At 70.0% G+C, this 13,346-nt stretch carries 12 protein-coding genes; 10 read left to right on the plus strand and 2 right to left on the minus strand.

The window, feature by feature from the left end:
- The first annotated feature begins 345 nt into the window (after nt 1–345).
- The 7 genes from CQ044_RS17495 to CQ044_RS17525 all read left to right on the plus strand — a co-directional run bounded on the left by CQ044_RS17495 (nt 346) and on the right by CQ044_RS17525 (nt 7,920).
- Nucleotides 346–1,347: a TerC/Alx family metal homeostasis membrane protein gene (locus CQ044_RS17495; protein WP_045273277.1), complete on the plus strand. Its 1,002-nt coding sequence runs from the start codon at nt 346–348 to the stop codon at nt 1,345–1,347.
- Nucleotides 1,348–1,531: 184 nt separating this feature from the next.
- Nucleotides 1,532–2,971, plus strand: coding sequence for a 3-isopropylmalate dehydratase large subunit (gene leuC, locus CQ044_RS17500; RefSeq protein WP_105689656.1), 1,440 nt, complete (start codon nt 1,532–1,534; stop codon nt 2,969–2,971).
- 2 nt (nt 2,972–2,973) lie between these two features.
- Nucleotides 2,974–3,606, plus strand: coding sequence for a 3-isopropylmalate dehydratase small subunit (leuD, locus tag CQ044_RS17505; protein ID WP_105689657.1), 633 nt, complete (start codon nt 2,974–2,976; stop codon nt 3,604–3,606).
- Between the two features lie 75 nt (nt 3,607–3,681).
- Nucleotides 3,682–5,040 carry a UDP-N-acetylglucosamine 1-carboxyvinyltransferase gene (gene murA / locus CQ044_RS17510; RefSeq protein WP_105689658.1) on the plus strand — a complete coding sequence of 453 codons (1,359 nt, stop codon included), beginning with the start codon at nt 3,682–3,684 and terminating at the stop codon, nt 5,038–5,040.
- A 1-nt stretch (nt 5,041) separates the two neighbouring features.
- Nucleotides 5,042–5,794 carry a 1-acyl-sn-glycerol-3-phosphate acyltransferase gene (locus CQ044_RS17515; RefSeq protein WP_105689659.1) on the plus strand — a complete coding sequence of 251 codons (753 nt, stop codon included), beginning with the start codon at nt 5,042–5,044 and terminating at the stop codon, nt 5,792–5,794.
- Nucleotides 5,784–6,932, plus strand: a complete 1,149-nt coding sequence (locus tag CQ044_RS17520; protein ID WP_258133362.1) for an NAD(P)H-dependent glycerol-3-phosphate dehydrogenase — start codon at nt 5,784–5,786, stop codon at nt 6,930–6,932. The genes CQ044_RS17515 and CQ044_RS17520 overlap by 11 nt, the downstream gene beginning before the upstream one ends.
- Entirely contained in the window at nt 6,838–7,920 is a 1,083-nt protein-coding gene (locus CQ044_RS17525) for a D-alanine--D-alanine ligase family protein (RefSeq protein WP_105689660.1), read from the plus strand. The genes CQ044_RS17520 and CQ044_RS17525 overlap by 95 nt, the downstream gene beginning before the upstream one ends.
- A 13-nt stretch (nt 7,921–7,933) precedes the next feature.
- Here the strand turns inward: CQ044_RS17525 and CQ044_RS17530 are convergent, their stop codons facing one another.
- Complete coding sequence (locus CQ044_RS17530; protein WP_105689661.1) at nt 7,934–8,449, minus strand: DUF3515 domain-containing protein; 516 nt, start codon at nt 8,447–8,449, stop codon at nt 7,934–7,936.
- A 23-nt stretch (nt 8,450–8,472) separates the two neighbouring features.
- On the opposite strand from CQ044_RS17530, the gene thiL reads away from it, so the two are divergent.
- Complete coding sequence (gene thiL, locus CQ044_RS17535; protein ID WP_181158373.1) at nt 8,473–9,507, plus strand: thiamine-phosphate kinase; 1,035 nt, start codon at nt 8,473–8,475, stop codon at nt 9,505–9,507.
- Between the two features lie 3 nt (nt 9,508–9,510).
- On the opposite strand, the gene rsmD is transcribed toward thiL, so the two are convergent.
- Entirely contained in the window at nt 9,511–10,086 is a 576-nt protein-coding gene (gene rsmD, locus CQ044_RS17540) for a 16S rRNA (guanine(966)-N(2))-methyltransferase RsmD (RefSeq protein WP_105689662.1), read from the minus strand.
- A gap of 117 nt (nt 10,087–10,203) precedes the next feature.
- Between rsmD and CQ044_RS17545 the strand changes: the two genes are divergently transcribed.
- Both CQ044_RS17545 and CQ044_RS17550 read left to right on the plus strand, forming a co-directional pair.
- Complete coding sequence (locus CQ044_RS17545; RefSeq protein WP_374954872.1) at nt 10,204–11,004, plus strand: alpha/beta fold hydrolase; 801 nt, start codon at nt 10,204–10,206, stop codon at nt 11,002–11,004.
- Nucleotides 11,005–11,091: 87 nt separating this feature from the next.
- Nucleotides 11,092–13,269, plus strand: a complete 2,178-nt coding sequence (locus CQ044_RS17550) for an ATP-dependent DNA helicase RecG (protein ID WP_105689664.1) — start codon at nt 11,092–11,094, stop codon at nt 13,267–13,269.
- The last annotated feature ends 77 nt before the right edge of the window (nt 13,270–13,346 follow it).

Here is a 13,346-nt window from a genome sequence, read left to right on the forward strand (position 1 = left end):
GATCAGCGCCGCGATCGCATCCAACGTCTTCATACCCCCATCCTCCTCGGGGCCACCGACATTCGAACCCCAGATCACCCGGACTTTCCAAACAGGGGATAACTCTGTTTGACGCCGGTCTGTGGAGGACGATCAGCGCGCCCCTCCGTGCCGATCGAAGCTTCCTCTCCGTGCCGATCGAAGCTTCCTCCCTCGCTCGTGCCGTAGAATGTACTCCGCGAAGGGGAGTATTCCGACTTCACGCGATCGTCATCACGAGGCCCGTTGCCGGGTCTCCGGGCGCGTGGCCGCCATTCGGCGGGGAAGAGACTTTCGGCCGTTGACCGACCTCTTCGAAAGGCCCCTGTGGACGTTCCCGTCTGGTTCGAAATCGTCTCGCTCGCCGTTCTGCTGCTGATCCTGATCGGCGACCTGCTGATCGTGCGGTGGCGCCCCCACATCCCCTCCACCAAGGAGTCGACCCTCTGGGTCGTGTTCTACGTCGCCCTGGCGCTCGGTTTCGCGGGACTTCTGCTCGCGGTCGCGGGCGGACAGCATGCGGGGGAGTTCCTCACCGGCTGGGCGCTGGAGTACAGCCTCTCGATCGACAACCTCTTCGTGTTCGTGCTGATCATGGCCCAGTTCTCGGTGCCGCGGAAGCTGCAGCAGGAGGTGCTGATGGTCGGCATCATCATCGCCCTGGTGCTGCGCGGCGTGTTCATCCTGCTCGGCGTCACGATCATCGAGAACTTCGCGCCGGTGTTCTACCTGTTCGGCGCCTTCCTCATTTGGACCGCGATCCGCCAGGCGATGCCGGAGAAGGAGCAGGAGGACGAGACCGCCGCGAAGGAGGGTTTCGCCGTGCGCCTGGTGCGCCGGCTCGTGCCCGTCAGCGACGAGTTCGATGGTCCCAAGCTGCGCACGGTGGTGGACGGCAAGCGGATCTGGACCCCGATGATCATCGTGTTCGTCACGATCGGCGTCACGGACCTGATGTTCGCGATCGACTCGATCCCCGCGATCTTCAGCATCACGCAGAACAGCTTCCTCGTGTTCACCGCGAACATCTTCGCGCTGATGGGGCTCCGCCAGCTCTACTTCCTGCTCGGGGATCTGCTCGACCGCCTGCGCTATCTGCACTACGGCATCGCGATCATCCTGGCCTTCATCGGCGTCAAGCTCGTGCTGCACGCGATGCACGAGAACAGCGTGCCCTTCATCAACGGCGGCAAGCCCATCGAGTGGGCGCCTGACGTGCCGATCTGGCTGTCGCTCACCGTGATCGTCGTCGCGATGCTCGGCGCCACGGGCGCGAGCCTGATCGCCTCGGGGCGCGAGAAGCGCCGCGAGCGCGCTCTCGCGGAGTGACCTCCGACGGCCCAGGGTGGGTGGGAAACACCCACCCTGGGCCGAGGTAAGCTCGTGCGCATGCAGGCGGTGCACCTTCTCCTTAGCAGCCGCGGCGAGACCTCGATCTAGGCCTCTCTCGCCGCGGAGTCGCGCCCTGCTCTTCAGGGGACCCGGCCGCACCACTACCCAGGAGAAGCAACGCATGAACGACGCATCCCCCCGACCCCGGACGCTGGCAGAGAAGGTCTGGGACGACCACCTCGTGGTGAAGGGCGAGAACGGCGAGCCCGACCTCATCTACATCGACCTGCACCTCGTGCACGAGGTCACGAGCCCCCAGGCCTTCGACGGCCTGCGCTCTGAGGGACGCCCGCTGCGCCGCCTCGACCTCACGATCGCGACCGAGGACCACAACACCCCGACGCTGGCGATCGACAAGCCGATCGCCGACCTCACCAGCCGTACGCAGATCGAGACGCTGCGCCGCAACGCCGAGGAGTTCGGCGTGCGCCTGCACTCCCTGGGCGATGCGGAACAGGGCATCGTGCATGTCGTCGGACCGCAGCTGGGGCTCACGATGCCCGGCATCACGGTAGTCTGCGGCGACTCGCACACGTCGACGCACGGCGCGTTCGGCGCGATGGCGTTCGGCATCGGGACGAGCGAGGTCGAGCACGTCATGGCCACGCAGACGCTGCCGCTGAAGCCCTTCAAGACGATGGCGATCACGGTCGACGGCACGCTGCGGCCCGGTGTCACGGCGAAGGACATCATCCTCGCCGTGATCGCCAAGATCGGCACCGGCGGCGGTCAGGGATACGTGCTGGAGTTCCGCGGCAGCGCGATCCGCGCGCTCTCGATGGAGGGCCGCATGACGATCTGCAACATGTCGATCGAGGCCGGCGCCCGTGCAGGCATGGTCGCCCCGGACGAGACCACCTTCGCGTACGTGCAGGGCAAGCCGCACGCGCCGCAGGGCCAGGACTGGGACGACGCCGTCGCGTACTGGCGCACGCTGCCCACCGATGAGGGCGCGACCTACGACGCGGAGGTGCTCATCGACGCCGATGCGCTGGAGCCTTTCGTCACCTGGGGGACGAACCCGGGTCAGGGCGTCTCGCTCTCCGCCTCCGTGCCGAACCCCGCCGAGATCGCGGATGCGAACGAGCGCAGCGCCGCCGAGCGTGCGCTCGAGTACATGGATCTGGCCCCCGGCACTCCGCTGAAGGACGTGAAGGTCGACGCCGTCTTCATGGGCTCGTGCACGAACAGCCGGATCGAGGATCTGCGCGCTTTCGCATCCGTCATCAAGGGCAAGAAGAAGGCCGACGGCGTGCGCGTCATGGTGGTCCCCGGATCCGCCCGCGTGCGCCTGGAAGCCGAGGCCGAGGGCCTGGACAAGGTCTTCACGGACTTCGGCGCCGAGTGGCGGTTCGCCGGATGCTCGATGTGCCTGGGGATGAACCCCGACCAGCTCGCCCCCGGCGAGCGGTGCGCGTCGACGAGCAACCGCAACTTCGAGGGCCGGCAGGGCAAGGGAGGCCGCACGCACCTCGTGTCGCCTCTCGTCGCCGCGGCGACGGCGGTGCGCGGCACGCTGTCCAGCCCGAGCGACCTCGTCGAGAACGGGCAGGAGGCCTGAGCATGGAGAAGTTCACCACCCACACCGGCGTCGCAGCCCCGCTGAAGCGCTCCAACGTCGACACCGACCAGATCATCCCCGCTGTGTTCCTGAAGCGGGTCACCAAGACCGGTTTCGAGGATGCGCTCTTCCACGCCTGGCGCCAGGATCCCGAGTTCGTGCTCAACCAGGAGCCGTTCCGCAACGCGTCCGTTCTCGTGGCAGGCCCCGACTTCGGCACCGGATCCAGCCGGGAACACGCCGTGTGGGCCCTGCGCGATTACGGGTTCAAGGTCGTGCTGAGCCCTCGTTTCGCCGACATCTTCCGCGGCAACTCCGGTAAGCAGGGCCTGCTCGCCGCGACCGTCGACGAAGCCGACATCGAGCGGATCTGGGCGCTGATCGACGAGGATCCCGGCCGGGAGATCACGGTCGACCTCGCGGCGCGCACCGCCACGATCGGAGCTTCGGCGGGTTCGGGACAGGCGACAGGCGAGCCCGTCTTCCAGACCACCATCGGGATCGACGATTACACTAGATGGCGGCTCCTCGAAGGGCTCGATGACATCGGGCTCACGCTGCGCAACGAAGACAAGATCGCGCAGTTCGAGGCCCGCCGCGAGTCGTGGCGGCCACGAACGCTTCCTATTCGGTGAATCGGACGCGGCCGTGAGCCTGGGGCATCCGCCCGACGGCTCCGGCCGCGCCCGTTCCACAAGAAGAGGCCCTGAATGACGACACCGCTGCACGAGACCACGCTCGCTTCGAAGCCTTCGGGCGATGTCCTGGCAATCCGCGGCGGACGTCCACTTCACGGCCGGGTGGACGTGAAGGGCGCGAAGAACCTGGCGACCAAGGCCATGGTCGCCACCCTCCTCGGCGAGACGGCGAGCACGCTGCGCGACGTCCCCGACCTGAGCGACGTCGCCGTGGTGCGCTCCCTGCTCGAGGTGCACGGCGTGCGGGTCACCGAGGGCGACGAGCCCGGTGCGCTCATCTTCGATCCCAGCGATGTCGAGTCGGCGCACTTCGAGGAGATCGACGCCCACGCGGGAGCCTCGCGCATCCCGATCCTGTTCTGCGGACCGCTGCTGCACCGCCTCGGCCAGGCCTTCATCCCCGATCTCGGCGGCTGCCGCATCGGCGACCGTCCCATCGACTTCCACCTCGACGCGCTGCGCAAGTTCGGTGCGGTCGTCGAGAAGCTGCCCAGCGGCATCCGTCTCTCGGCCCCGAACGGGCTGAAGGGCGCGAGCATCCACCTGCCGTACCCGAGTGTGGGCGCGACCGAGCAGGTGCTGCTCACTGCAGTGCGCGCGCAGGGGCAGACCGAGCTGCGGAACGCAGCGATCGAGCCCGAGATCATGGATCTCATCGCGGTGCTGCAGAAGATGGGCGCGATCATCTCCTACGAGCCGAACAGGGTCATCCTCATCGAGGGCGTCGAGACGCTGCGCGGCTACGACCACCGGTCGATCTTCGACCGCAACGAGGCGGCCTCCTGGGCATGCGCGGCCCTCGCCACGGACGGCGAGATCTTCGTCGGCGGCGCGAAGCAGCAGGAGATGCTGACCTTCCTCAACGTCTTCCGCAAGGCGGGCGGCTGGTTCGACGTGCGCGAGGACGGGATCCTGTTCCGCCGCGACGGCGAGCTGAAGCCGGTCATCGTCGAGACCGACGTGCACCCCGGTTTCATGACCGACTGGCAGCAGCCGCTCGTGGTGGCCCTGACGCAGGCCCGCGGCCGCTCGGTCGTCCACGAGACCGTCTACGAGAACCGGATGGGCTTCACCGCCGCCCTCGTGAAGATGGGCGCCGACATCGTCGTGCACCCGCACGGTCTGCAGGACGGCCCGCGTCGCGTCGCGCGCCGCGATCTCGAGCAGGCCGCCGTCATCACCGGCCCGACCCCGCTGCACGGCGCCGACATCGTGGTTCCCGACCTGCGCGGCGGCTACAGCCACGTCATCGCCGCGCTCACGGCGACGGGCGAGTCGAAGGTCTCCGGCGTCGACATCCTCAGCCGCGGCTACGAGAAGTTCCTCGACAAGCTGACCGCGCTGGGTGCCGATTTCGATGTGATCGGCTGAGATGCGCGCGACCGCCGAGAAGACCCGCCCGAGCCTGTTCTGGTTCCTGGCGGTCTTCGTGGTCCCGTTCGTCTCCTTCCTCGCGAAGATCCGCATTCGCGGTGAGGAGAAGTTGCCCCGCTCCGGCTCTTTCGTGATGGCGCCGAACCACTACTCGGAGTTCGACCCGCTCATCGTCGCCGTCGCCGTCTGGCGGCTCGGTCGTGCGCCGCGCTTCATGGCGAAGGAGAGCCTGTTCCGCGTGCCCGTGCTCGGCTGGGCGCTGCGCGGCACGGGGATGATCCCCGTGGCACGGGCGACCTCGGTCGCGGCGGCGAAGCAGACCATCGCGCAGTCGAAGGAGCTCGTCGAGCACGGCAGGGGCGTGATCGTCTACCCGGAGGGCACGCTCACGCGCGACCCCGAGCTGTGGCCCATGCGCGGCAAGTCGGGCGCCGTCCGTCTCGCGCTCGCGGGACGGATCCCGCTGATCCCGATGGCGCAGTGGGGCACGCAGAACATCATGGGCCGCTACCAGAAGGGCCTCAGCCTCTGGCCGCCGCGCAAGAAGATCGACGTCGTGATCGGGGATCCGGTCGACATCTCCGACCTGTACGACCGCGCGGGTGAGAATGCCGCTCTCGTGGAGGCCACGGACCGGCTCATGACCGCGATCACGGCCCTCCTGGAGGAGCTGCGCGGCGAAAAGGCCCCCGCCAAGCGGTGGAACCCGGCCGAGCACGGCCAGAGGGAGACGGGTCGTCTTGACTCCTAGGAACGCACCGCGCACCGCGTCGATCCCGCTCGGGCCGCGCGTCACGGTGATCGGCGCCGGCAGCTGGGGGACCACCTTCGGCAAGATCCTCGCCGACGGCGGGGCCCAGGTGACGATGTGGGCGCGCCGGCAGGAGCTGGCCCATGAGATCGCCGAGGCGAAGCGCAACTCGCAGTACCTCTCCGGGATCAATCTGCCGCGCTCGATGACCGCGACGCACCATCTGGCCGAGGCGGTCCAGGGCGCCGAGCAGGTGTACCTGTCGGTGCCGAGCCAGACGCTGCGGGAGAACCTCAAGGCGCTGCGTCCGCTGCTGCGGGACTCGGACATCCCGGTGGTCAGCCTCATGAAGGGCGTCGAGAAGCGCACCGGACTGCGGATGAGTCAGGTGATCGAGCAGGAGCTGCGCTGCGATCCCGACCGCATCGCCGTGGCGAGCGGGCCGAACCTGGCGCTCGAGATCGCCCGCGAGCAGCCCACCGCTGCGGTCATCGCCTCGAACAGCCAGGAGACGGCCGACATCGTCGCGCGCACCGCGCGCAACCACTACTTCCGCAGCTTCGTGAACACCGATGTCATCGGCACGGAGTTCGGCGGGGTGCTGAAGAACCTCATCGCCGTCGCGATCGGCATCGTCGACGGCGTCGGCTACGGCGAGAACACCAAGGCGTCGATCATCACCCGGGGGCTGGTCGAGATGACCGACTTCGCGGTGGCGAACGGCGCACAGCCGGGCACCCTGCAGGGTCTCGCCGGCCTCGGCGACCTGATCGCGACGTGCCAGTCGCCGCTCAGTCGCAACAACACGGCCGGGCGCCTGCTCGGCCAGGGATACAGCTTCCAGGACGTGGTCAAGCAGATGCAGCAGACGGCCGAGGGACTCGCGTCCGTCGCGCCGATCCTGCAGCTGGCCCGCGCCGCCGGCGTGGAGATGCCGATCGTCGAGCAGGTGAAGATGGTGCTGGACGGCGCCATGGATCCGCGCGACATCGCCCCCCATCTGACCACCGACGACGACACCCCCCAGGGGGAAGGGACGGGCAATGGACAAGCAGACGGTGGTGGTGCTCTTCGGAGGGCGCTCCAGCGAGCACTCGATCAGCTCCGCAACGGCGGGCGGGGTGCTGCGCGCCCTTGACCGGGAGCGCTACGACGTCATCCCTGTCGGGATCACCCGCGAGGGCGCGTTCGTCCTGGAGGACGACGAGCCCGAGAAATTCCCGCTCGACGCCGCGCACCTGCCCGAGGTGGCCGACAACGGCACGCGTATCCAGTGGCCCGAGCCCGGCGGGATCCGCACCCTGCGCGTGACGCGTGCCGACGGCTCCGTCGAAGACCTCGGCGCGATCGACGTGGTGCTGCCGCTGCTGCACGGACCGCACGGCGAGGACGGCACGCTGCAGGGCTACTTCGACACGCTCGAGGTGCCGTACGCCGGCGGCGGGGTGCTGGATTCCGCGCTGTGCATGGACAAGCACTTCATGAAGGTCGCGCTGCAGGCCGCAGGCATCGCCGTGGCGCCCTGGATCACCGTGCGGGCACGGCAATGGGCGCAGGATCCGGCCGGGGTGCGGGCCGCGGCGGAGAAGCTCGGGTCGCCGCTGTTCGTCAAGCCGGCCCGCGCCGGCTCCAGCGTCGGCGTCTCCAAGGTGACCGATCCCGCCGAGTTCGACGAGGCGATGCGCATCGCCCTCGCCGAGGACGACAAGGTGCTCGTGGAGACCGGCGTCGTCGGTCGCGAGATCGAGGTCGCGATCCTCGAGGGCGCCGAAGGGCCGCGTGCGTCGGTGCCCGGCGAGATCGTGCTGACCTCTCGGGGCTTCTACGACTTCGAGGGCAAGTACCTCGGCGGAGACGGCGTGGACGTGGTCTGCCCGGCGGAGCTCGCCGACGCCGAGATCGCCGCGATCCAGCAGGCCGGCGTCGAGGCGTTCGAGGCGGTCGACGGACGAGGGCTCGCGCGGGTCGACATGTTCCTCACGGCGGACGAGACGCTCGTCGTGAACGAGCTGAACACGATGCCCGGCTTCACGCCGATCTCGATGTTCCCGAAGTGCTGGATCGCGTCGGGACTCAGCTATCGCGACCTCATCACGGAACTGATCGAAGCGGGTCTGCGCCGCTAGTCCCGACGGGCGGCTAGTTCGACGGGCTCGGGGCGGGCGTCGCGTCCGTCCCGGGCCGCTCGACGCAGGCGTGGGTGGCGGGGATCGTCGCGATCGCCGCGGCGAGGCTCTTGTTGTCGATCACGTCGTTCGCGCTGACGCCCTTGTTCGGGGTGCTGTCGATGAACAGCTGCACGGCGGGCTTGCGGCCGTAGGTCGTGAGCGTGAGCAGCGGCGTCTTCGAGGTGTCGACGAGCCAGTCGATGCCCTGACGGGTCACGCACTGGAGGGTGCTCGTCGGTTCCGCCTCCGGTAGGCCGCAGGTGAGCAGCACCACGGCCGGATCGCCCCAGGCCGCCGTCGCCTGCGCGTCGGTCCAGCGCCGATCGTGCCCGTCGATCGCGGGCACGTTCGAGAGCCGCACGGACACGTCGGCGCAGCGCGGGTCGTTCGCGTCGTCCGCGGCGTTCAGGTGCACGGTCGAGCTGCACCCGGCCAGCAGCCCCGCTGCGAGCACGAGGACGGTGGCGACGGCGAGACGGCGGGGCATCCCTCCAGGCTACCGTTGAGAGCATGGTGGACCTTTCAGCTCCAGGATCCGACGCGACCGTGGAGGATCCGGGATCCGACGATCCGATGATCGGCGAGGTGAGCGAGGGCAGGGTGCTCCGCACGATCCTCACGCGCACGCCCGCGGGGCGCGACGCGCTGCTCGGCCCCGGCGACGACGCCGCCGTGGTCGCGGCGCCGTCCGGATCCGTCGTCGCGACCACCGACACGCTCGTGGAGGGCCCCGACTTCCGCGCGGCGTGGTCGAGCGGCTACGACCTGGGCTGGAAGTCGGCGGCGGTGAACCTCGCCGACATCGCAGCGATGGGCGCGCGTCCCACGGCTCTACTGGTCGCGCTCGCCGTGCCGAAGGATCGCCGTCTCTCCTTCATCGCGGCGCTGGCCGATGGCTTCCGCGACGCCTGCGCCGCCCTCGCCCCCGGCTGCGCCGTCGTCGGCGGCGACCTGACCGTGTCGGCGACCCTGATGATCGCGGTCACCGCGCTCGGCGACCTCGAGGGGCGCCCCGCCGTCACCCGCTCCGGCGCGCAGGTGGGAGACGACATCGCGATCGCGGGGGAGATGGGGGTCGCGGGCCATGGGCTCTCGGTGCTGTTCCGGCGCTTCCACCGCGACGGCGTGGCGGTTGCCGTCGACGCCGCGGCGCTGGACGAGGGTGAGGCCGACGCGATCGCCGCGCAGTTGCGCCCGACGCCGCCGATCGGACTCGGCCCGATGGCCGCGATCGCGGGAGCCACCGCGATGATGGACGTCTCCGACGGGCTCGCGCTGGATGCCGGCCGCATGGCGGAGGCCTCGGGGGTCACGATCTCCCTGGAGCGTGCCGCCCTCGGCGCTCACCCGCATCGTGCGCTGGCCGGCGGTGAGGACCACGCCCTGCTCGCCGCGTTCCGCGCGGGGATGCTGCCGCCGGGCTTCCGGCGGATCGGCTCCGTGATCGCCGCGGTGGCGGACGCCCCGGTGCTGTGCGACGGCGAGCCGGTCGGACCGCTCGGCTGGGATCCCTACCGGGACGCCGGAGCCGACGCCCGACGCTGAGAATCAGGGAGCCGTCGGCTCCGCCCACCACAGCGCGGTGTCGCCGTAGACCTTCTCCCGAATGAGGCTGAGGCCCGCGGCGGCGAGCTCCGGAGGGGTGGATCGCTTCCCGCGCTCGATCACGACGACGGCGTCGGGGGAGAGCAGCGGAGCGAGAGCCACCAGGTCCGCCGTCATGTCGGCCTCGGACAGCTCATAGGGCGGGTCGGTGAAGACCAGGTCGAATGGACCAGCGGCACGGAGGAGGTAGCCGTGCACGGACGACTCCTGCACGCTCGTCCTCCCGGCCGCGTCGTCGCCCAGCGCCTTCGCGACCGCGGCGGCATTGCGGCGGACGACCGCAGCGGCGGCGCGTCCTCTCTCGACGAGCACGGTGCTGCGCGCGCCACGGCTGAGCGCCTCCAGCCCGAGCGCTCCGGATCCGGCGTACAGGTCGAGCACGCGCGCGTCGGCGATCGCGTCCATCGAGGACAGGGCGCCGAACAGCGACTCGCGCACCCGATCGCTCGTGGGCCGGGTTCCCTGCCCCGGCACGTCCAGGCGGGTGCCGCCGGCGGATCCGGCGATGATTCTCGTCACCCGTTCACCCTATTCGTCCCACGGACGCCCGACCCGCGCCGGACGCCGGCGCGACGCACGGCGTCATGCCCGCGGCGGGACAGCCCGCGGAGGGCGGAGCGGGGCCAAGATGGAGGAGTGGCCGAACCTCTTGCAGAACTGATCAGCATGCCCCGCCCGCAGATCATCGAGGCGGGTGAGGGCGTCGGGCTCGCGACCTACACCTGGGGCGATCCGGATGCACCCGTCGTGGTGCTCGTGCATGGCTTCGCCTCCAGCACGCGGGACAACTGGGTGCTCACCGGCTGGGCACGCACCCTGGAGCGCGCCGGATACCGGGTGCTCGGCATCGACCAGCGCGGTCATGGCGCGAGCGAGAAGCCGCGCCAGCCCGAGGACTACACGATGCGCACCCTCGCGGGCGACATCGAGCAGGTGCTCGACACCTACCTCGTCGACGAAGCCCTCTACGTCGGTTACTCCCTGGGCGCCCGCGTGGGCTGGGAGGTGCTGCGCGACCTCGGCGACCGCGTCCCGCGCGCCGTGCTGGGCGGGATCCCCGACGGGCGCCCGCTGGAGCGGCTCGACGTCGCAGAGGTGCGCGCGTACCTGGCCGAGGGGGCGCCGGTCACCGACCCCGCCACGCGCGACTACATCGCGCTCACCGAACGCGTGCCGGGGAACGATCTCGACGTGATGCTCGCCCTCGCGCTCGGCATGCGCGGGGAGGCGCGCACGATCGATCCGGATCCGGCGACCGCGCCGGCGCAGCCGATCCTCTTCGCGACCGGATCCGAGGACCCCATCATCGCCGGGTCGCGCCGCCTCGCGGACGCCTCGCCGCACGGATCGTTCTTCGAGATCCCGGGCCGGCATCACTTCAACGCGCCGGGGTCGAAGCCGTTCCGCGACGCCGCATTGGAGTTCCTCGGCCGCTGAGCCCTCATCCGTCGCGGGTCGCCGTCGCGCTGTGCCGCTGTGCACACGCGGCGCACGCTGTCCGGGGCCCGCTCTAGACTTCTGAGCATGCCGCTCCGCCTCGATTCGCCGCTCGCCGTCGCGGTCGGCGACGGGAATGCGAAGGCGCTGCAGAAGGCCTTCGGCATGAGCACGGTCTGGGATCTGCTCTCGCACTACCCGCGCCGTTACGCCAACCGCGGCGAACTCACGCCGATCCTCGACCTCCCGAAGGGCGAGACGGTCACGATCGTGGCCGAGGTGATGTCGGTGACCGTGCGCGACATGAAGAACCGTCGCGGCGCGATGATGACCGTCGACATCGGCGACGGCGTCGGCCGCATGGTGCTGACGTTCTTCGCCAAGTACCGCGGCCAGCTCGAATGGCGCGAGAAGGAGCTGCGGATCGGCCGCCGCGGCGTGTTCACCGGCAAAGTCGGCGACTACCGCGGCGTCACCCAGTTCGCGCACCCCCAGTACGAGATGTTCGACGACGAGCTGCGTGCGCGCACCCAGGCCGACGTCCTCGTGACCACGCCGCTGCCCATCTACCCGGCCACGGCGTCCCTCACCACGTGGCAGATCGAGAAGATGGTCGGCACGGTCCTGGACGATCTCGGCCTCGTGCCGGAGCCGATTCCCGACGAGGTGCGCCGCGAGGAGGGTCTGCTCGACGCCCGCGTCGCGCTCGAGCGGATCCACCGGCCGAGCAACAAGGACGAGATCGCGCCGGCGGTCCGCACGCTGCGCATGCACGAGGCGCTCACGCTGCAGAGCGCCCTCATGCAGCAGCGTTACCTCGTGCGAATGCTCGAAGCCACCGCTCGACCGGCGAAACCCGGCGGGCTGCTGGAGCGCTTCGACGCCGCGCTGCCGTTCGAGCTCACCCCCGATCAGGAGAGGGTGGGCGAGACGATCGCCGCGGATCTCATCGGTGGGGCGCCCATGAACCGGCTCGTGCAGGGCGAGGTCGGATCGGGCAAGACGCTGGTCGCCCTGCGCGCCATGCTGCAGGTCGCCGAGTCGGGTGGTCAGGCGGCGCTCATCGCGCCGACCGAGGTGCTCGCCGGGCAGCATCTGCGCTCGATCACGAAGATGCTCGGGCCGAAGCTCGCCCCGCTCGTGATGCCCACGCTGCTCACGGGGCAGATGTCCGCCCCCGAGCGCCGCAAGGCCGCCCTGAGGGTCGCTGCAGGGCAGGCCCTCATCGTGGTGGGAACGCACGCGCTGCTGGGGGAGAAGACCACCTTCGCCGACCTCGGCCTCGTGGTCGTCGACGAGCAGCACCGGTTCGGCGTGGAGCAGCGCGAGGCCCTGCGCGCCAAGGGCACGAGTCCGCATGCGCTCGTGCTCACGGCGACTCCGATTCCGCGCACGGTCGCGATGACGGTTTTCGGCGACCTCGACACGTCTGTGATCCGCACCATGCCCCGCGGGCGCGCGGGCATCGAGACCTTCGTCGCCCCCCTCTCCGACCATCCCGGATGGTTCGCCCGGGTATGGGAACGCGCCGCGGAGGAGATCGAGAAGGGCCGTCAGGTGTTCGCCGTGTGCGCGGCGATCGACACCGACGACGGCGCCGAGGAAGCGGATCAGGAGCATTTCGCGGACGAGGAGGAGGAGAGCCGCGGACCGCGCTGGGGCGTGGTGCAGCTGCTGGCCGCGCTCTCCACGCATCCGAAGCTGAGCGCCGTGCGGATCGCCGGCCTGCACGGACGCATGAGCGCGGACGAGAAGGATGCGATCATGCAGTCCTTCGCCCGCGGGGAGATCGACCTCCTCGTCGCGACGACCGTGATCGAGGTCGGCGTCGACGTGCCGAACGCCTCGACCATGATCGTGCTGGAGGCCGACCGGTTCGGCGTCTCCCAGCTGCACCAGCTGCGCGGGCGCATCGGCCGCGGTGGCGTGCCTGGTCTGTGCCTGCTGGTCACCGAGGCCGAGCAGGGGACCCCTGCCCGCGACCGCGTCGACGCCGTGGCGGCCACTCTCGACGGCTTCGTGCTCGCCGAGGTCGATCTCGACCTGCGCGGCGAGGGCGACGTGCTCGGAGCGCGCCAGTCCGGGGCGAAGTCCTCGCTCAAGCTGCTGCGGGTCATCAAGGACTCGGATCTGATCGCGCAGGCCCGTGCGATCGCCGAGGAGATCATCGAGGCGGATCCTGCGCTGCAGCAGCACGAGGGGCTGCGCGAGGCGATGGCGCAGCGGCTCAGCATCGACGATCGTGCGGCGCTCGCCAAGAACTGAGCGCGCCAGGCCGCTGCCGCTCGGCCGACGCAGAGATCCGCGCCGCTAGGGTGGTCGTATGCGATGCACTGAGCGAT

Source organism: Microbacterium sp. MYb64, from assembly GCF_002979495.1.
GTDB classification, from domain to species: domain Bacteria; phylum Actinomycetota; class Actinomycetes; order Actinomycetales; family Microbacteriaceae; genus Microbacterium; species Microbacterium azadirachtae_A.

Bases quoted from the DNA above. Each gene is read 5' to 3' on its own strand.
- leuC (WP_105689656.1), top strand. From the start codon at position 1,532: ATGAACGACGCATCCCCCCGACCCCGGACGCTGGCAGAGAAGGTCTGG.
- leuD (WP_105689657.1), top strand. From the start codon at position 2,974: ATGGAGAAGTTCACCACCCACACCGGCGTCGCAGCCCCGCTGAAGCGC.
- murA (WP_105689658.1), top strand. From the start codon at position 3,682: ATGACGACACCGCTGCACGAGACCACGCTCGCTTCGAAGCCTTCGGGC.
- CQ044_RS17515 (WP_105689659.1), top strand. From the start codon at position 5,042: ATGCGCGCGACCGCCGAGAAGACCCGCCCGAGCCTGTTCTGGTTCCTG.
- CQ044_RS17525 (WP_105689660.1), top strand. From the start codon at position 6,838: ATGGACAAGCAGACGGTGGTGGTGCTCTTCGGAGGGCGCTCCAGCGAG.
- CQ044_RS17530 (WP_105689661.1), bottom strand. From the start codon at position 8,449: ATGCCCCGCCGTCTCGCCGTCGCCACCGTCCTCGTGCTCGCAGCGGGG.
- thiL (WP_181158373.1), top strand. From the start codon at position 8,473: ATGGTGGACCTTTCAGCTCCAGGATCCGACGCGACCGTGGAGGATCCG.
- CQ044_RS17550 (WP_105689664.1), top strand. From the start codon at position 11,092: ATGCCGCTCCGCCTCGATTCGCCGCTCGCCGTCGCGGTCGGCGACGGG.